The following is a 19,880-nucleotide window of genomic DNA, read 5'->3' as shown; positions in this document are numbered from 1 at the left end:
CAAACAGAATATGTAATATCGGAGTTTACGGTGTGGAAGCCTATAACTTCAATGTCAGCAGAAGTTTTTTTGAAACAGTAGATTTCATGGGGTAGTTAAGTCTCTGTTTGTTTCTGCATAACAGATCAAGTCATAGTATTTCACATTGTCAAAGAAAATACTACTGTGGAGTGGAAACAATGAACAAAACCATAAAGCTAGCGGTGGCTATGCACGGAAGAGTAAAATCTTCAGTGACATTGCTATTTGCATTGGCATTGATAATAACATCATTGGCAATGGTTGCATCTGCAGCCGACAGTGATATTTCAGTTGACTTTGTTGCAGCTGCACCAGGAAGTTATAACCACTTGACAGGTGGTGGTGCTTATGATGATGGAACTGTTGGTGTAAATGAGGATATTGTCAATTCGCTGGAAGGAGGCGACTACAAATGTGGTGATATTGTCACTTTCTTTGCAGTCGTACATGTTGATAATACTGCATCTGCACAAACGGATGCGCCACAAACGATCGAGATGAACTTTTCATTTTTGATGGATACAACTGGACAATCCGGTGTAGCAATCGGTGATGTTGTAGACGTGCATGTGAATTATGGCACAATAGAGGACCTGATCGCTGGCGAGAATAACATTGACGATGGAATCTACGATGATGGCGGAAGTGTAGCAACACTTGTAAGTAAGACAACAACTGGCCCAATTTTCACTGCTGGCTCGGAATTGTGGGCCACCATTGAACTTACAGATCTGGATGCAAATGAAACAGTGGTCGTCAGGATAGATACTAAATTGTTCTGCGACCCCGGATCAAACCCTACAGGTAATTTGCAGGCCGATCTTGTGGAATCCTGGCTGACATTTATTAATAATGATACTGCAGTGGAACCACCAGACGATATTGCCCAGGGAAGTGGACAGAATATTCCTTTCAAGCAGACCGGAAACATTGGGTATCCTATGATCAGTATCACTAAGACCGTAACAACAACTGATGGAGATTTCCCCGGAAATGATTCATTGACAATTACTTACGGTGAAACTGTCAAGTACCTCTATGTGGTCGAAAATAACGGAGATGCTCCTCTCTACAATGTAAATGTAGTCGATGATGCTGGTACATCTGGTGATGACACTGATGATTTTGCCGTTTTGCTATTGACTACGCTGCTTACTGATCTTGATGGCGATGGAACTGCTGATGACCTTGCAGCAGGGGGTAGTGCTTCTGGGGTGCATTTGTTCAGTCCATCTACCTTGGGAATTGTAATTAACACCGCTACTGCAGCAGGTAATGATTCAATTATCGAACCTACAACCCTTACTGCTACTGATACGGCAACTGTACTCGTTATAGGTACACCGTCAATAGATATCGAGAAAATAGGTATACTGGATGTAGGTGGAGATGGAACGGCAACACCTGGTGACATGATCAACTATGAATTCAATGTTACCAACAATGGTACAATAAATCTCAACTATGTGAATGTCACAGATATACTGCTAGGCATCTATAACATAACACCAACTAATATCTCACTGGATCCAGGAGAATACCAGATATTCACAGGACAATATGACCTCACACAGGCTGATATTAACGCAGGATGGGTCAACAATACAGCAACAGCTGTAGGTACCAGTCCTCAGGGTATACAGGTGAACGATACAGATTCTTACAGTATACCAATACCACAGACTCCAGCTATCGATCTTGTCAAGACAGGTGAGTTCATGGATGAGAGTGGTGATGGTTACGGCCAGGTCGGCGAGAATGTCTCCTACACCTTCAATGTCACCAACATTGGTACAGTTACACTCTACAATGTCAGTGTAACGGAGGATATGCTCGCAGGCATGAGTTCAATCACACCTGCCGAATATGCTTCAGTTGCACCTGGTGATATGGTTACATTCACTGCTACCTATGCCCTTACCCAGGCAGACCTTGATATGGGCTCTGTATACAACAATGCAACCGCTGAAGGTACCAGTCCACAGGATGAGACTGTCAATGACACCGACGATGAGACTGTTCTGATCCCAGAGAATCCAATGATCGATCTTGTCAAGACAGGTGAGTTCATGGATGAGAGTGGTGATGGTTACGGCCAGGTCGGCGAGAATGTCTCCTACACCTTCAATGTCACCAACATCGGTACAGTTACACTCTACAATGTCAGTGTAACGGAGGATATCCTCGCAGGCATGAGTTCAATCACACCTGCCGAATATGCTTCAGTTGCACCTGGTGATATGGTTACATTCACTGCTACCTATGCCCTTACCCAGGCAGACCTTGATATGGGCTCTGTATACAACAATGCAACCGCTGAAGGTACCAGTCCACAGGATGAGACTGTCAATGATACCGACGATGAGACTGTAATGATCCCAGAGAATCCAATGATCGATCTTGTCAAGACAGGTGAGTTCATGGATGAGAGTGGAGATGGTTACGGACAGGTCGGCGAGAATGTCTCCTACACCTTCAATGTCACCAACATCGGTACAGTTACACTCTACAATGTCAGTGTAACGGAGGATATGCTCACAGGCATGAGTTCAATCACACCTGCCGAATATGCTTCAGTTGCACCTGGTGATATGGTTACATTCACTGCAACCTATGCCCTTACCCAGGCAGACCTTGATATGGGCTCTGTATACAACAATGCAACCGCTGAAGGTACCAGTCCACAGGATGAAACTGTCAATGATACCGACGATGAGACTGTAATGATCCCAGAGAATCCAATGATCGATCTTGTCAAGACAGGTGAGTTCATGGATGAGAGTGGAGATGGTTACGGACAGGTCGGCGAGAATGTCTCCTACACCTTCAATGTCACCAACATCGGTACAGTTACACTCTACAATGTCAGTGTAACGGAGGATATGCTCACAGGCATGAGTTCAATCACACCTGCCGAATATGCTTCACTTGCACCTGGTGATATGGTTACATTCACTGCAACCTACGCCCTTACCCAGGCAGACCTTGATATGGGCTCTGTATACAACAATGCAACCGCTGAAGGTACCAGTCCACAGGATGAAACTGTCAATGATACCGACGATGAGACTGTAATGATCCCAGAGAATCCAATGATCGATCTTGTCAAGACAGGTGAGTTCATGGATGAGAGTGGAGATGGTTACGGACAGGTCGGCGAGAATGTCTCCTACACCTTCAATGTCACCAACATCGGTACAGTTACACTCTACAATGTCAGTGTAACGGAGGATATGCTCACAGGCATGAGTTCAATCACACCTGCTGAATATGCTTCACTTGCACCTGGTGATATGGTTACATTCACTGCAACCTACGCCCTTACCCAGGCAGACCTTGATATGGGCTCTGTATACAACAATGCAACCGCTGAAGGTACCAGTCCACAGGATGAAACTGTCAATGATACCGACGATGAGACTGTAATGATCCCAGAGAATCCAATGATCGATCTTGTCAAGACAGGTGAGTTCATGGATGAGAGTGGAGATGGTTACGGACAGGTCGGCGAGAATGTCTCCTACACCTTCAATGTCACCAACATCGGTACAGTTACACTCTACAATGTCAGTGTAACGGAGGATATGCTCACAGGCATGAGTTCAATCACACCTGCTGAATATGCTTCACTTGCACCTGGTGATATGGTTACATTCACTGCAACCTACGCCCTTACCCAGGCAGACCTTGATATGGGCTCTGTATACAACAATGCAACCGCTGAAGGTACCAGTCCACAGGATGAAACTGTCAATGATACCGACGATGAGACTGTAATGATCCCAGAGAATCCAATGATCGATCTTGTCAAGACAGGTGAGTTCATGGATGAGAGTGGAGATGGTTACGGACAGGTCGGCGAGAATGTCTCCTACACCTTCAATGTCACCAACATCGGTACAGTTACACTCTACAATGTCAGTGTAACGGAGGATATGCTCACAGGCATGAGTTCAATCACACCTGCCGAATATGCTTCACTTGCACCTGGTGATATGGTTACATTCACTGCAACCTACGCCCTTACCCAGGCAGACCTTGATATGGGCTCTGTATACAACAATGCAACCGCTGAAGGTACCAGTCCACAGGATGAAACTGTCAATGATACCGACGATGAGACTGTAATGATCCCAGAGAATCCAATGATCGATCTTGTCAAGACAGGTGAGTTCATGGATGAGAGTGGAGATGGTTACGGACAGGTCGGCGAGAATGTCTCCTACACCTTCAATGTCACCAACATCGGTACAGTTACACTCTACAATGTCAGTGTAACGGAGGATATGCTCACAGGCATGAGTTCAATCACACCTGCCGAATATGCTTCACTTGCACCTGGTGATATGGTTACATTCACTGCAACCTACGCCCTTACCCAGGCAGACCTTGATATGGGCTCTGTATACAACAATGCAACCGCTGAAGGTACCAGTCCACAGGATGAGACTGTCAATGATACCGACGATGAGACTGTAATGATCCCAGAGAATCCAATGATCGATCTTGTCAAGACAGGTGAGTTCATGGATGAGAGTGGAGATGGTTACGGACAGGTCGGCGAGAATGTCTCCTACACCTTCAATGTCACCAACATCGGTACAGTTACACTCTACAATGTCAGTGTAACGGAGGATATGCTCACAGGCATGAGTTCAATCACACCTGCTGAATATGCTTCAGTTGCACCTGGTGATATGGTTACATTCACTGCAACCTATGCCCTTACCCAGGCAGACCTTGATATGGGCTCTGTATACAACAATGCAACCGCTGAAGGTACCAGTCCACAGGATGAAACTGTCAATGATACCGACGATGAGACTGTAATGATCCCAGAGAATCCAATGATCGATCTTGTCAAGACAGGTGAGTTCATGGATGAGAGTGGAGATGGTTACGGCCAGGTCGGCGAGAATGTCTCCTACACCTTCAATGTCACCAACATCGGTACAGTTACACTCTACAATGTCAGTGTAACGGAGGATATGCTCACAGGCATGAGTTCAATCACACCTGCTGAATATGCTTCACTTGCACCTGGTGATATGGTTACATTCACTGCTACCTATGCCCTTACCCAGGCAGACCTTGATATGGGCTCTGTATACAACAATGCAACCGCTGAAGGTACCAGTCCACAGGATGAGACTGTCAATGACACCGACGATGAGACTGTTCTGATCCCAGAGAATCCAATGATCGATCTTGTCAAGACAGGTGAGTTCATGGATGAGAGTGGTGATGGTTACGGCCAGGTCGGCGAGAATGTCTCCTACACCTTCAATGTCACCAACATCGGTACAGTTACACTCTACAATGTCAGTGTAACGGAGGATATCCTCGCAGGCATGAGTTCAATCACACCTGCCGAATATGCTTCAGTTGCACCTGGTGATATGGTTACATTCACTGCTACCTATGCCCTTACCCAGGCAGACCTTGATATGGGCTCTGTATACAACAATGCAACCGCTGAAGGTACCAGTCCACAGGATGAGACTGTCAATGACACCGACGATGAGACTGTCATGATCCCACAGTATCCACACATAGCTCTGACCAAGACAGCTGACCCAATAATATACACCTATGAAGGTCAGGTCATTCACTATACACTCAACGCTACCAACGATGGTACCGTTACTCTGAATGGTACGTTTGTGACCGATACGCTTCTTGCATCTGTTAATGCGGTAGATGCGAGCTTTACTGGTGTATTGTCAGTAGGCCAGTCTGCTGAATTCGTAGGTACTTATATGATTCAGGCAGCTGATCTGGCTGGACCGTTCCCCAACATCGTGCCTAACACAGCAACGGTTACAGGATATGATCCACAAGGTGCCCCTGTCTTTGCTTCAGCTTCAGCCGTGGTTACACAGGTCAACGCAACAGCCCAGATAGCTCCTACCCAGACTACATGCTATGACTTTAGAACAGGCACAGCGGATGATCTGGAAACAGCATATTACATGGTCCTAAAGAAGACAGGAGAAATCCAGAGTGTTGCACCTGGTGTTATGTTCTACTACAGTGATGTCACACCAACTAGTGACACTGTGGTTATTGAGGTCGACCAGAACAATACTGCTGGATGGCCAGACATAGCTATTCAGGATGAAGGTCAGATTATCCTCTGGGATTCTGACTGTCTAAAGGTCCAGAATGCAACCGTGAACATGTCTGGTGAAAATCCGGTACTTACGGTGACAGGTGTGACCCCTGGTGAAACCTACTACCTTGGTGTAAAGTATACCCTCAGTAGTCTGCAGGGATATGTGCCAACAGGAACACCAGATGTAACATACCTTTTCGTAATGTATCAGGATGGTGCCGAAGTTATTTCAAGCTGGGACGGTATTACAGTTGAATACAAGAAGAAGTAAGAAATAAATATGAAATATAAAATATAAATGGCTCAGGTCTGCCCTGAGCCATTTTTCTTTTTTCTGTACGACATATTTTAGATGGTCAACTCTGTTTTCATTCTAACATGCAACATAATCACATTCATCTTATTGCAGTCACCGTTATTGTTTCAGATGTACCGATATTTCCCTGATCATCATACGCCTTCAACTGAAGTGTATATGGACCTGGCTTTGCAGGAACTTTCCAGTCGTAACTATAACTCCCGGTTTGATCGGTGTACTCTACAATACCATTCACAAGGAATTCCACTTTAGTGACAGCTACATTATCCGTAGCCATAGCATTAATGGTGACAGTGGATTTCCTCTTGAAACTAGAACCATCCAGAGGCGATGCGATCGAAACTACCGGAGCATCTGTATCTACATTCTCGTCAACATTGTTTTTGACAGTGACCGTTACTGTTTGTGATGAACCTACATTGCCTGCTTCATCATATGCCTTACTTTGCAGCATATACTCGCCGTCACTCTCATGAGTGGTGTCCCATGAATATAGATAAGGAGCAACCGTTTCAGTATCGAGAAGTACTCCATTGCAATAGAGTTCTGTTTTGCTCACACCCGTATCATCTGAAGCTTCAACATTCACATCAACAACACCTGATAGAATAGTAGATCCTGACGGTGATGCGATTACTGTTGTAGGTGATGCGGTGTCAGTCGGAGGAGTAGTTACTGTATCCATAGAATCAGACACAGCAAGTCTGCCAGATCTCTGTGGATCATGCAGGAACATTGACCAGCAATCACCAGAGTTTTCACCTGAATATGGCATTTCCCACATATATGCAATCAGATCTCCCTCTTCATTAGGTAACCTGCTCTGTACAAGGGTAAGTTCCATCCTACCGTTATTATCAATATCACTGAACATGGCCGGACTTAAAAAGAGTGTATCTGATGAGAAAACCCTTTGCCATAAAATGGAACCATCGTCATTGCCGATCTGTAATTTATTGTCCTTTACTCCAGAGAACTCATATTTTCCATCTCCATCTACATCGGTGATAGCTGGTGCGATCTTTGCTCCAATTCCCGTACCAATTGATTTCTGTCCGTCTTGATCAAAGATAGATAATGAAGAAAGACCTACGACTACCTCATCCAGTCCATCGTTGTCAACATCCGTTAGAGAAGGACTGTTCAGCGGGGAATGACCATAGTCAAGAGAACCTGCAACCATTGGCCAGTTCGGAAGAAGAGAACCATCCATATCCCATGCATAGATAGGAGATGTGCTACCTCCATTATGGCCGATAGCTACGATCTCAAGATCACCGTCACCATCTACATCACCACAGGCAGGCGAGCTTTTGAAATTAATTGTGTTACCATTGTAAACAGGTGCAACAAAAGGCCATCCGTCCAACAAATTCCCATGATTATCGAATAGATAGAACTTATTCTTTGCTCCATAGGCTATCTCAGGAACACCATCACCATTAAGATCTGTGATTAGAGGTGCACCAGGATATTCCAGATCGCTCAATGGAAGTGTCTTTGGGAAACCTGTGAGCTCGCTTCCATCCAGGTGATATGCATGCATCTTTTTGTAGAAAGGATCGATAACAACCATTTCTTTTATACCATCGCTATCAAGGTCTGCTATTGTAGGTGTGCCGTCACCAACCTGCTGGCCAATTATATGGACAGGTTTTGTCCAGCCAGGGTAGAATGTACCATCATCCTTCAGAACATATACTTTACTTGTTCCTGAAGCAGTGACAGAAGCTGCTATTATCTCTTTGTGACCATCGTTGTCAAGGTCAGCAACATTTGCAGGCCATGTGAAATGCTCACCTGTAGTAACGGATACAGGGAAGCCTGGATAATCACTGCCATCTTTTCTAAATACATATATTTTGTTATCAGCTGAAGTGATAACTATTTCATCTGTTCCGTCATTGTCAAGGTCCGCTATCGTAGGAGTGGCTTCACTAATGCTACTGCTTGTACTTCGACTAATCAGTATTGGCCATCCACTTACCAGATCGCTATCAGCTGTGAGCTGGATGGAACACTGCGATGTTACACCGCTTTCACCAACTACGCTCAGACGAAGGGTGTATACTTGACCGGATGTCAGACCAGATGTGTCCCAGATTCCAAGCTTCCCATCAATAACTGGCTGTAAACCATCATTGGTCATTGAGATGCCTGCGCTTGTGTATGAAGCAGGGGATGAGCCTTCACCCCATTCAAGCATATAATGAGAGAATGCCATTCCATTTTTGGTTTGTGCATCTCCTATCAAATCGACACTTCCCTGGGAAACAAGTATTAAAGGAGAATTTATGGCTGCATCAAAATTGTCCACTTCGACGTCATACACCTGGAACTGGTATTCTATCCCGTCAGTATTTGTAGCAATGAGCCTGAATGTGTAATACCCGTCTGGAAGCTGGGTTGTGTCAACAACTGCAAGTATACCATCCGTTACCTGTGTATTTGACTCTGAAAGGTTTATCCAGGACGCAGGATCACGTCCCACACCTGCCTGTAATGTGTAACTTTCAAAACCACTGCCAGAAGCAGAACCTGTTATCTCAAGTGACTGTCCGTAGACCATACTTCTACTGGCAGGACTTGTTATAAAGGGAGCAAGGACATTCGTATCGGAAAGTGAAAGTGAATTAGCAGCATCGATCCTTCCGAAACCAAAATAATCATCCTTTCCTTGTGTACCTAGATCAAATGAGCCTGTACGAATGATCTGGCGAACCTCCTCACTGGTCAGGGAAGGGTCATTAGCTATTAGCAAAGCAGCCAGACCGGCAACATGAGGAGTGGCCATGGATGTACCTGAAGCACGGCCATAATTAGTGTCAACAGTGCTGGAAGAAGAGAACATTGGACTTACTGCCGCCTTGGTTGAAAGTATATCAACTCCGGGAGCCGCAACATCTATCTTTTGTCCCCAGTTTGAGAAGTAAGCTTTTGCATCGGTGTAGTCTGAGGCTGCAACTGTAATAGAATAATCTGCTGATGCAGGAGTATAATCAAGTGCATCATCGTTGCTGTTTCCTGCTGCTACAACCACTACCATGTTCTTATCATGTGCATAGCGTATAGCATCGTCCAGCATTTGACTGGTTCCGAAACTTCCCCAACTGTTAGATGAAACACGAGCACCCATATCAGCTGCATACTTGATCGCCTTTACAGCATCATCTAAGTTACCACTGCCTGCAGAATTGAGGAACTTCAGTGCCATGATCTTGCTGTTCCAGCTAACACCTACTACACCAACATTATTGTTGCCTGTTGCAGCAATGGTACCGGCCGTATGAGTTCCATGACCATGGTCATCCATAGGATCGTTGTCATTGTTAGCCCAATCCCAGCCATAATAATCATCAATATGCCCATTTCCGTCATCGTCTATCCCGTTATCCGGGATCTCGGCTGTGTTCACCCACATATTATCCTTAAGGTCCTCATGGGTCCTGTCCACACCGGTGTCAATATCTGCAACAATTACTGATGATGAACCTGTTGTCACATCCCATGCAGATTCGGTATTTATCTTTTGCATGCCCCATAGGTCAGGATAGGATTGCCCCCATGATCCGCTTGATGAAAAATATGGATCATCGGGTATTGACTGAACATTGATGATGTAGTTAAGTTCTACAACTTCAATATTTGGATCAAGCTCGTAAGAATTCATCAGGGCTTTAAATTTTTTAAACTCACTGGAGTTCTTTGATATTTGTGTAGCAGATACATTGAACTTCAATTTGTACCAGTTATATATAGTTCCATCATCTTCTGAAACAGAAGGCGTTGCAATCTGTTCAAATTCAATAACATCAAACTTTTTGTTGAGCTTGTTAAGTGAAACAATACCGGTATCATCAGGCTTTGCGGAGTTTTTAATGGACTTCTTAGAAGTATCCTTTATTTTAATGAGTAACTCACCTGATGAGAAGAACAGATCCTTTAATTCATCAGAATTCTGCACAGTATTTTTCTTCTGGTTCTCAGCATTTGATACAGCATATGCCGATGGGATCGAAGCAAAAAGCAGAATGAGTATGAGAAATATTGAGTGGATCTTGCATTTGTTCATTGTGATCTTTCTAAAAATATCGCACATGAAGCAGTCTCTTGTAACTCTTTTTTTTTTATCGTCCATATGATTGGGTTCATATGGACAAATATATAAAAAACATGCGCATAAGTTTCTAAAAAAACGTAGCAAGAACCGCAGACTAATATGTATATAAATAGTGTGATATAAATAAGCAAATATACTCTTATTTAATTACAATAGGTAACCAGGGTTAAAAAACCTGATGAAGAGAATTTACCGAATCAAAAAAGCATCATTTTTTGTATCGATCAATGCTTCATCACAAAATCCACAAAGCTACCTGCAAACTCCCTGTAAGAACTTGCAACCAGATGCGCATAGCATCCAAGTGTGTTATCAACAGTAAGTCCGTCCCAGCCATCGATTATACCGGTGCCTCGGGAGAGCTTGATAGCAAACGTTGCATCTTTAGGAATCTCTGTAACCTCGGAATGGTGGAATTCATGACCACGGAAAGAATTGCCTGTTTTGCCAATAACTGAATCCATTGCAAGTTCACCAATGTTGTAACTGACAACACGTTTGTGACCCATTAGGGTGTGTCCGGGAAGTGCACCAACCATGTCGTGAGTGGATTCGGGCATCTCTGCCATATGGTGAGCACCTTTGCCTTTAACTCCTGTGCTGAGTTTCTCGGTCAGGTACATCAGACCGCCGCATTCTGCGTAAATTGGCATACCTGAGCGTGATGCATCGAGAATATCCTCACGCATTGAGACATTGTCTTCAAGTTCTGCAGCGAAAAGTTCTGGATAGCCACCACCAAGGTAGAGTCCGTCAACGTCCGGTAGTTTGCTGTCGTGAATCGGGCTGAAGTATTTGATATCAGCTCCTGCAAGCTGCAGAAGTTCAAGATTATCGTGATAATAGAAATTAAAAGCCTCATCAAGGGCGACACCAATAACCGGACGCTCACCTTCGATATCCCGTGGGGTGAAAACCGTTTCGGAAGGACGTTCAAGAGCCGGAGCTGAATGTGCCATCTCCAGAAGCCTGTCTATCTGGATGCCATCCTTGATTTTGTTCTTAATGAACTCAATTCTTTCATCGTAATTATCAGCACGGCGGCGTTCCTCTATTGCAGGAACAAGACCCAGGTGCCTCATGGATATCTTCATTGAATTATTGCGGTGTATTACACCGATTACCGGAATGCCTGTGTAATGTTCAATGGCTTCAGTGGCCTTTTTAGTGTGCCTTGGACCACCAATGTTGTTGAGAATCACACCGACGATGTTCACATCCTTGTCAAAGTCCTTAAAACCATTAACAAGAGCTGCAGCCGAGCGAGTAATACTCCTTGCATTGACAATCAGAATAACAGAACATTTCAGTATCTTGGCGATCTGTGCAGTGCTGCCGGTGTCGGTAAAGCTGTCAAAACCCTCGTATAGACCACGAACACCTTCGATAATAGCAATATCTGCATCCTCATCAACTTCCGCACCATGAATGAAAACGTCCCTGACACCCTCCTCATCCATGAGGAATCCATCTATATTACGTGCCCTTCGACCAGTAATTTCAGAATAGTAGCTTGGATCGATATAATCCAGCCCAACTTTGTAAGGCTGAACCTTGTATCCGGCTTCAGTAAGAGCCGCAAGCAGTCCGATGGTTATCGTTGTCTTACCGGAAGATGAACTGCCGGCAGACAGGAGTATTCTTGGAATATCTTTGTTCCCTTTATTTTCCGGAACCTGAGGAGTATCAGACATTTTCATCAAACCTTAACGTGTAAGTTCACGCAGTCTTTCGTCTTCAAGTGATGAAGGCAGTACAGAACTGTCATTGGACATAATAGCATGTGCAAGCTCGCGATAAACACCTGCAACTGGTGAATCCGGGGCTTTTTCGAGCACTGAGAAACCATCCCTTTCACAGTCCTGAACGATCTGTTCCTTTGGAATAAAAGCCATGAGCTTGCTGCCAATCTCCTCTGAGAATTTCCTGACAATTTCCTCTTCTCTTGTGACACTTCTGGAATTACAGATAATACCGGAAAGTGGAGTGTCGATCTTGGCAAGACCTTTACAGATATTGTTTGCAGCATAGAGTGGCATGTATTCGCCTGATGTGAGAATGTAAGCCTCGTTTACAAGTCCCTTACGTATTGGTGCTACAAAACCACCACATACGATATCCCCTGGCACATCGTAGATAATGAGATCCATATCATCAATGGATTTGCACATCTGCCTGAGTTTCTGTATGGCAACGATGATTCCGCGACCGGCACAGCCTATTCCTGGTTCAGGCCCGCCAACTTCAACGCATTTTACACCTTTGTAACCTTCGTAGACGATGTCTTCTTCCTTTACATCGATCTTCTGCCTGAGAAGGTCCAGGATTGTTGGTATTCTCTTACCGCCAAGAAGTGTAATGGATGAATCACTCTTAGGATCACATCCGATGATCATAACTTTGTAACCCTCATCGGCACATGCTGCTGCAACATTGGAAGCAGTGCTGGATTTTCCAATTCCGCCTTTACCGTATATTGCTATCCTTTTCTGTTCCATCAGGCTTCCTCCGCGTTTTGCATGTCCTTTACAACCTCGCGTATTGTTGCACCGAATTCGGATTCTACAATGTTGTTAACGCCAAGGGTCTTTGGATGCAGGTCAATCTCGACTATAACATTTGAGTGTCCCATATCCTTGAGTGGGAATACCTGTCTTGGGCCGTTGGTTACGGAAATAACATCCATGTTCTGAAGGTTGTCCATTGGTATGGCGTGTGGGACACCTGTAATTACAGCAAAGTCAAAGTCACTGTATTTTTCAGCTATCAGTTTACTGACAAGTTCGCCGGCAATCGGATATTCATCCATGCCACCGATTATTTCGTGAATTACAATTCCTTTTTCCCTGAAATCATTCATGATGTATGTTGCGTGCTGGCGTACACGTGGAAGGCCGAGTGTATCATCCACATTTGCCATGTTAATGACATTGTCTGCAACACCAAGCTGGGCAGCCACTTCATTGATAGCAACGGTGATGTCTGCAAACATGTAGCCGGTTTCCTTCTTTGCGTTCATGATAGTCAGGCATTTCTTTCCTTCCTTCAGGTAATTGATTACCTTTTCAGCAACCTTATATTTCAGGTCACCACGGGATGGGACAAGATATTCCTTACTTGCTGCACCATGGCGTTTCTCAACATTGGTTGCTTCTGTGAGCAGGACTTTCTGTCTCTCAAGTTCCTCGTCAGTAATTACACCTGCTTCACATGCAGATTCAAGGGCGATTAGGACACCTTTAGTATTGTTTGGGAATCCTGCATGTACTTCAACCCCTATCACAGGCACGTCAAGGTTTGCATCCTTCACAGGTTCGCTCAGTTCCTCACCAATAATCATGCTGACACATGTTCCTACAACTCCGATGAGTTTTGGGTTGAACATCTCGTTTACTTTTACAAGCATGGTTGAAAGTTCTTCCCGGCCTCCGAAGATAAAGCCATTCTCATCAAGTGCTGTTGTCACTACGTGTATACCATCCTCTTCGAGCAGCCTTGCGTGTTTAAATGAGCATCCGGGTGGACCGTGGAGTATTGCAACATCAACATTCAGGTCACGCAGTGTGTATAAAGCAGCCACAATGGAGCTGGGCCGCGGGTGTATTATAGAAATATCGTTTTCAGCCATATTTATCCCGATAAACTTGGTTGATTCTAGTAGATTATTATAATTTTGTAATTTCGTAATATTTAGTATACTTATTACAAGTCTATTTTTCTGCACTATCTATATCTTTATTGTATAAAAGGACTAATCATAGTCAATAAACTAAGAATTGATGAATTAATTAATGAGTTTCATCTGAAGCATTTTACACATGAGATAATGATATCTTTTTCAGAAGCCATTCCCGTAGCTATCTCAAGTCCTTCTTCAAGTCCGCTGGCATAAGTGGAATTGCCATTTCCGATATTCTGCATTCTTTCTCCGACAAGTATCAGCCCTGAAAGGTCAGCATTGCGCTGCTTCACAAACTCAGAAACCTGTTCCGGTGGAAGCCCCTCACATACCTGTGCAGCTTCTTCTCCCAGCACCATGATTACGCCAGAATCCTTATCCTCTATCCTGTTTAAAGCATAGTCCAGTGAACGCTCTGCGGATCTAATGTCCATTCCAGAGTTAGAATTATCAATGAGTATCCTGCCAGCAAGCTCTTTTTCCTGCATTCTTCCCTGCAGTCCTTCAAAAGAACCAATGACTTCAATAATGTCATGTTCAGAAATTCCCATATTCAAAGCAACTGCAGTTGATACTGCAAAAGCAGTTGCATATGATCTGGAATTGTATTTTTCGGACAAACTGGATGAGAATGTCCCGGTTTGGTGTTTTATTTTTAGACTAAAGTATCCATTGTCAGTCACTATATCAGCAACAACATCAGCATTCTCATAGTCCTGCCCAGAATATTCCGAATCACCAAAAGTAAATACTGATTTCCCAAGATCATTCGCCATATCCTGGGCTTTCCTGTCTTTTACATTAAGGAAAAACACCTCATCTTCTCTGGCATAGGAAAGCACGTTCATTTTTGCATCGCTGGAGTTGGAAGTTGATGCAGCTATGGGATAATCCGGTTCAAGCGTTGTAATGATGCCTATATCTGCAAAACCTGTGAGGCCAATTGAAACTTCAAAAATGTAGCATTCTGCTGAAACTTCAAGTTCATTCATTTTGTCAATCGCAAGCAATATGCTTCCCGGTGCAATGCTAAGTCCAAGGTTCAATATTCTGCATTGTCCGTTCTCCCATAGTTCCAGACCTCTGGAAGTGTGCAGAACTACTTTCATCTTCTGTGAAAGCATTTCCGCAAGCAGGGAAGCAGAACTGGTTTTGGCTTTCGACCCGGTAATTTCGATAACAGTTCCTTTTTCAGGCCATCCATTCATGGACAAAATACTGCCAACTGCCTGATGGTGAGTAACAATTCTTATGCCTTTTTCTCTGGCTTCTACAAGTACCGGATATTCAGGGTCAAGATGAGCAGGACTTACAACAAGGTCATTATCACTAATTGGCACTGGTTCCTTTGATGTCTGAATGCCATACTTTCCTTCCAGTTCCAGGAGCACATTTTCATTTACAGTCCTGTAAACATCAACAGCGGTTACAGAATAGCCCATCTCTGCAAGTTTTGTGGCAATAATAATTCCTGCATGTGTCAGATCAAGAACAATAATTCCTGACGTGTCCTGAAATTTCATATTGGAAATGTTCACATTGTCAATTGAAGGCATAGTCATAGCAAGTATAAAAAACAAAAGAAAAAGATTATTTTTAGTCAAAGCAAGAATGTTAAGTCAGAAATATGAGAGTGGAAAAATCCTTAACTCTCATCATCTTCTTCATCATTCTTATAACTGTCAGAGCCTACCATTGCAGCTGCGATGGAGTCAATTCCATCAAGCCATTCTGCAACAAGTCCGTATGGGACTTCTTCCATGACCTTCTCTGTAAGCTCCTTTCCGCTGATGACCAGAGCACCTATTTCTGCAACTGTGCCAATAGCTATCTCTATATCATCAGAGGCTTCAGCTTCAAGAGCAACTTTTACAAGATCAGCTATCTCTGCGTTCTCATCATAATCTCCACTCAGGTATGCCTCACATGCTGCAAAGCTTCCCATGAGGGATGTCTGGAGTGATTCGATCATCATGTCCACATCTTCTGAGATTGAATCAATCTCTGCAAGTGCGATATCCCTGATATCTGCGATGGAGAGCATTGCAGTTTCAGGTGAGATCTGCCCGTTCTCACATTTTGCAATGATCTTGAGGCATGCAAGGATTATGTCATCTTCCATATTTACGAAGATTGCACCTTCTTTTCCTTGTGGCTCATCGGATTCATCAAATTTGAAATCACATTCCTTTACCTGGTTAACCCAGTTGTTCCAGCGTTCTGCTGTATAAAAATCCTGGTGGAATACATCACCTTCCGTCCCTGACATTCAATTACCTCTATGTGATATTAATAGTTTTAATTATAGTTATTATTCGAAATTTCACTTACACTTACGATTTCCTTTTTATATAAAAGATGTTCGCAACGGAACTATAGTTTCAGTTCCACTTTTTTAAGAGAGCATCCGGATACCATTCCGTCTTCCATCGGGCCGAGTACCTTAATGACGGTACATTTGTCTCCTTCCTTAAGGCCTTCCGGATAAAGGATATCATATACGCTGTCGTCGAACTCTGTGCATTTTGGAAGTTCATAGCTTACTTTTGAACCTACAACAGCTTTGCGTGATTCGATCGCTGCAACTATTGGTGAGGTCTCGACCTCAACAGTAAGTACTCCGCCATCATGTATGAAACATTCATGGACGGTGTCCCCCCTGAGTTTTGCAACACGATATTTTCTACCTGGCTCGAGGTTCATACAGGTCCTCCTCAACTTGCATTTTTTGCATTCGCGGGACTCACCCATGAATACGAAGTCTTCGCCTTCTTTTGCAAGCCTTGAGCCAATAAGTGTAATGGTAGTATCATTTGTCATATAATCACCTTGATTAACTAATTAGGATATTTAACAGTAATTATGAAATAACTTTTGTTAAACGTGCAACCTTCTCGGCAGCTTCAGGAGTAAGGCCTGCACCGAGTATCGTGTATCTTTCCGGACGTATCTTATGTGCAACAAGAAGCGCCTCTAATATATATCTATCTTCTATCCCGAGTTCACTGGCGGTTGTAGGAGCTCCTATTATCTCCAGACATTCCTTGATCTTCTTCCAGTCACCGCCATGCAGGTACATCATCATTATGGTTCCCACGCCACATTGCTCTCCATGAAGAGCGGAATTTGGCGCCACCATGTCAAGTGCATGACTGAACATATGTTCAGAACCTGATGCAGGTCTGGAAGAACCTGCTATACTCATGGCAACACCGCTGGATACAAGTGCTTTTACAACAATCCTCACTGAACTTTCCAGTTCCGGTTTGATGTCCTCCGGAGAGTCCATAAGGATCTGTGCTGTCATTCTGGAAAGAGCTGCTGCATATTCACTGAATGGTTCGTTTCTCAACCTGTGAGCAAGTTCCCAGTCAAGGACTGCTGTATAATTTGAAATAATATCGCCACATCCGGCAGCAAGCAAACGGTAAGGAGCTTTTGCTATGATGCTTGTATCAGCCACTACCGCCATGGGCGCATTGACCTCTATGGAGGCTTTTTTACCGTTATCATGTATGGATGCCCTGGAAGATACGATCCCGTCATGGGATGCAGCAGTTGGTACACTTATAAAAGGCAGGTCAAGTTGTGTGGACGCAAGTTTTGCCACGTCAATGGATTTACCACTTCCAACTCCAATCAAATATCTGGAATTTGCTTCAGTTGCCAGCTCTACAATTTTATTGACCTCTGTCATGGATGCTTCTTTTGAGGAAGCTATTGCTGGATCATATCCACATTCATTAAGGATGTCATATACAACATCCCCGGCTATTTTCCTGGTATGGTGTCCAGTGACAATGAAAGCACCTTCTTTGAGTTTGAGGTCATTACATACGTCCTTCAGGTCATAAATAACATCAGGGCCGACAACAATATCTCTTGGTAACTGCATCCATTTTTTTTTGCCTTGTGTGGGAATCACTTAATATACCTGCCAGAAACTGAATAGTTTGTTTTATTATGTGGAAATTCGCTGCAGAGGTAATAAATAATATCAAATGAGTACAGGTCTTCGGATGACCTGTCCTTAAAGCAGGAAAAATCTTTTGATACTCTCTGCATTTCCCATAAACTATTAAATGTTAATCGTATTAGGGTATTCCTATATTATTACTGCTGTGATTATAATGCCATTCATAGATAAAGTTACCCAATTCATTAACGAATATTACATCGACCCGATACTACATGATAGTGGCTACAATATCGTTAATACTGTCACATGGGCAATCGTGCTGGGAATTTGTATTTTCGGCGTTGTGAAGCTGTTGAAAAAACTGGATATAGAGATCGACGACAGGTTTACAGTATCCGTGATTCCTTTTATCCTCGCGGGCTCATCTATGAGGGTTTTAGAGGATACGGGATTCCTTACTCACCCTCTTAGTTATCTTCTCATAACTCCGAACATTTATTTTGTGGTATTTGTCATCACAGTTTTCTTCCTTGTACTTTCCAAATGGATAGTCAAATTGAAAGGAACAGGTGATTACAGAAAGCTGTTTGCAGGATTCGGACTTTTTTGGTTTGCAGTAAATCTTTCTATTCTTTTCTATCTGGAAGATCTGACCCGACCATGGGTTCCTGTCTTTGTTCTTGCTGCAGCCAGTATGATAGTAATATTATTAAAAACATTATTTGACCGCATAGGTTTCGATCTTCTCAAAAGCAAGATCAATATGGCTATTCTATGGGTTCACCTGATGGATGCATCTTCAACCATTGCAGGAATTGATTTTCTGGGATACTACGAGAAGCATGTTGTGCCATCATACCTGATAGACCTTACAGGAACTGCTTTTGTGATGTATCCGTTAAAACTATCTATATTCATTCCGGTATTATATGTACTGGATAATCATTTTGATGAGGACGAGGAATCACAAACATTAAAAACGTTCCTCAAACTGGTGATCATAGTCCTTGGATTATCTCCCGCATGCAGAAACACAATCAGAATGGCATTTGGAGTCTGATTATGCACGATGAAAATGTAAGAGAGGTATTCAGGATATATATTCGTGAGTTAAAACCATTTGTATTTTTTAGCTTTGTAGCGTTTTTAATATCAGCTATTGCAGGCTATGTATATTATGCTACAAACCCTTCATACGCATTGGATTCCCTTGGCGGACTGGAGGAACTTGCAGAAATGCTCCAGGGCCTTTCAGCAATTGAAATTATGCTGCTTATCTTTGTGAACAATGCTTTGAAAATGTTCTTGTCAGTCCTTTTGGGCTTTGCTCTTGGCATTGTTCCTCTGGGATTTCTTCTATTGAACGGTTTTGTCATCGGCATATTTGCACATTATCAGACTGCTGAGAGTGGAGTTCTTTTTGTAATTGCAGGGCTTACTCCTCACGGTATAATCGAGATTCCAATGCTGATCATCTCTTCTGCTATAGGGATGAAAATAGGATATGTAGCATTCCAGGGTCTCCGGTCGGAACCAGTTGACCTTAAAGCTGAAATTATCAGGGGAATCAAATTTTATCTTCACTGGCTTTTTCCACTTATATTTCTTGCAGCAGTGATAGAGACTTTTATTACACCACTGGTTATCTACATGGTAAGCGGAGTTTGAACTCAATAATTCATTTATATACCAGGCGTAAACAGGTTT

11 protein-coding genes are annotated in these 19,880 nt (G+C 43.4%); 3 read left to right on the top strand and 8 right to left on the bottom strand.

Features of this window, described 5'->3' with window-relative positions:
• Nucleotides 1-179: 179 nt before the first annotated feature.
• Complete coding sequence (locus RE474_RS02050; RefSeq protein WP_309311329.1) at nt 180-6,407, top strand: CLIPPER-2 domain-containing protein; 6,228 nt, start codon at nt 180-182, stop codon at nt 6,405-6,407.
• Nucleotides 6,408-6,531: 124 nt separating this feature from the next.
• Here RE474_RS02050 and RE474_RS02045 read toward each other — a convergent pair whose 3' ends face one another.
• From RE474_RS02045 to RE474_RS02010, 8 genes are all read right to left on the bottom strand, one after another.
• A complete protein-coding gene (locus RE474_RS02045; protein ID WP_309311328.1) occupies nt 6,532-10,593 on the bottom strand; it encodes a S8 family serine peptidase in 4,062 nt (1,353 codons plus the stop codon).
• A gap of 206 nt (nt 10,594-10,799) precedes the next feature.
• Entirely contained in the window at nt 10,800-12,269 is a 1,470-nt protein-coding gene (cfbB, locus tag RE474_RS02040) for a Ni-sirohydrochlorin a,c-diamide synthase (protein WP_309311327.1), read from the bottom strand.
• Between the two features lie 12 nt (nt 12,270-12,281).
• Complete coding sequence (gene cfbC / locus RE474_RS02035; RefSeq protein WP_309312273.1) at nt 12,282-13,076, bottom strand: Ni-sirohydrochlorin a,c-diamide reductive cyclase ATP-dependent reductase subunit; 795 nt, start codon at nt 13,074-13,076, stop codon at nt 12,282-12,284.
• Nucleotides 13,073-14,203 (bottom strand): Ni-sirohydrochlorin a,c-diamide reductive cyclase catalytic subunit, encoded by a 1,131-nt coding sequence (gene cfbD / locus RE474_RS02030; RefSeq protein WP_309311326.1) that lies wholly within the window; start codon nt 14,201-14,203, stop codon nt 13,073-13,075. The genes cfbC and cfbD overlap by 4 nt, the downstream gene beginning before the upstream one ends.
• A gap of 170 nt (nt 14,204-14,373) precedes the next feature.
• Nucleotides 14,374-15,810, bottom strand: coding sequence for a coenzyme F430 synthase (cfbE, locus tag RE474_RS02025; protein WP_309311325.1), 1,437 nt, complete (start codon nt 15,808-15,810; stop codon nt 14,374-14,376).
• A gap of 89 nt (nt 15,811-15,899) precedes the next feature.
• Nucleotides 15,900-16,523 (bottom strand): DUF2150 family protein, encoded by a 624-nt coding sequence (locus RE474_RS02020; RefSeq protein ID WP_309311324.1) that lies wholly within the window; start codon nt 16,521-16,523, stop codon nt 15,900-15,902.
• A gap of 104 nt (nt 16,524-16,627) precedes the next feature.
• Nucleotides 16,628-17,074, bottom strand: coding sequence for a UPF0179 family protein (locus tag RE474_RS02015; RefSeq protein ID WP_309311323.1), 447 nt, complete (start codon nt 17,072-17,074; stop codon nt 16,628-16,630).
• A gap of 40 nt (nt 17,075-17,114) precedes the next feature.
• The gene (locus RE474_RS02010; protein ID WP_309311322.1) at nt 17,115-18,149 is read right to left on the bottom strand and encodes an NAD(P)-dependent glycerol-1-phosphate dehydrogenase; all 1,035 of its coding nucleotides are present in this window, start codon (nt 18,147-18,149) and stop codon (nt 17,115-17,117) included.
• Nucleotides 18,150-18,336: 187 nt separating this feature from the next.
• Between RE474_RS02010 and RE474_RS02005 the strand changes: the two genes are divergently transcribed.
• Entirely contained in the window at nt 18,337-19,233 is an 897-nt protein-coding gene (locus RE474_RS02005; RefSeq protein WP_309311321.1) for a DUF63 family protein, read from the top strand.
• 2 nt (nt 19,234-19,235) lie between these two features.
• Nucleotides 19,236-19,841: a stage II sporulation protein M gene (locus RE474_RS02000; protein ID WP_309311320.1), complete on the top strand. Its 606-nt coding sequence runs from the start codon at nt 19,236-19,238 to the stop codon at nt 19,839-19,841.
• Nucleotides 19,842-19,880: the final 39 nt, after the last annotated feature.

It is taken from the genome of Methanolobus sediminis, from assembly GCF_031312595.1.
Lineage (GTDB): Archaea > Halobacteriota > Methanosarcinia > Methanosarcinales > Methanosarcinaceae > Methanolobus > Methanolobus sediminis.
This window is presented reverse-complemented; position numbering and strand designations above follow the sequence as displayed.

Bases quoted from the DNA above. Each gene is read 5' to 3' on its own strand.
- RE474_RS02050 (WP_309311329.1), top strand. From the start codon at position 180: ATGAACAAAACCATAAAGCTAGCGGTGGCTATGCACGGAAGAGTAAAA.
- RE474_RS02045 (WP_309311328.1), bottom strand. From the start codon at position 10,593: ATGGACGATAAAAAAAAAAGAGTTACAAGAGACTGCTTCATGTGCGAT.
- cfbB (WP_309311327.1), bottom strand. From the start codon at position 12,269: ATGTCTGATACTCCTCAGGTTCCGGAAAATAAAGGGAACAAAGATATT.
- cfbD (WP_309311326.1), bottom strand. From the start codon at position 14,203: ATGGCTGAAAACGATATTTCTATAATACACCCGCGGCCCAGCTCCATT.
- cfbE (WP_309311325.1), bottom strand. From the start codon at position 15,810: ATGCCTTCAATTGACAATGTGAACATTTCCAATATGAAATTTCAGGAC.
- RE474_RS02020 (WP_309311324.1), bottom strand. From the start codon at position 16,523: ATGTCAGGGACGGAAGGTGATGTATTCCACCAGGATTTTTATACAGCA.
- RE474_RS02015 (WP_309311323.1), bottom strand. From the start codon at position 17,074: ATGACAAATGATACTACCATTACACTTATTGGCTCAAGGCTTGCAAAA.
- RE474_RS02010 (WP_309311322.1), bottom strand. From the start codon at position 18,149: ATGCAGTTACCAAGAGATATTGTTGTCGGCCCTGATGTTATTTATGAC.
- RE474_RS02005 (WP_309311321.1), top strand. From the start codon at position 18,337: ATGTTAATCGTATTAGGGTATTCCTATATTATTACTGCTGTGATTATA.
- RE474_RS02000 (WP_309311320.1), top strand. From the start codon at position 19,236: ATGCACGATGAAAATGTAAGAGAGGTATTCAGGATATATATTCGTGAG.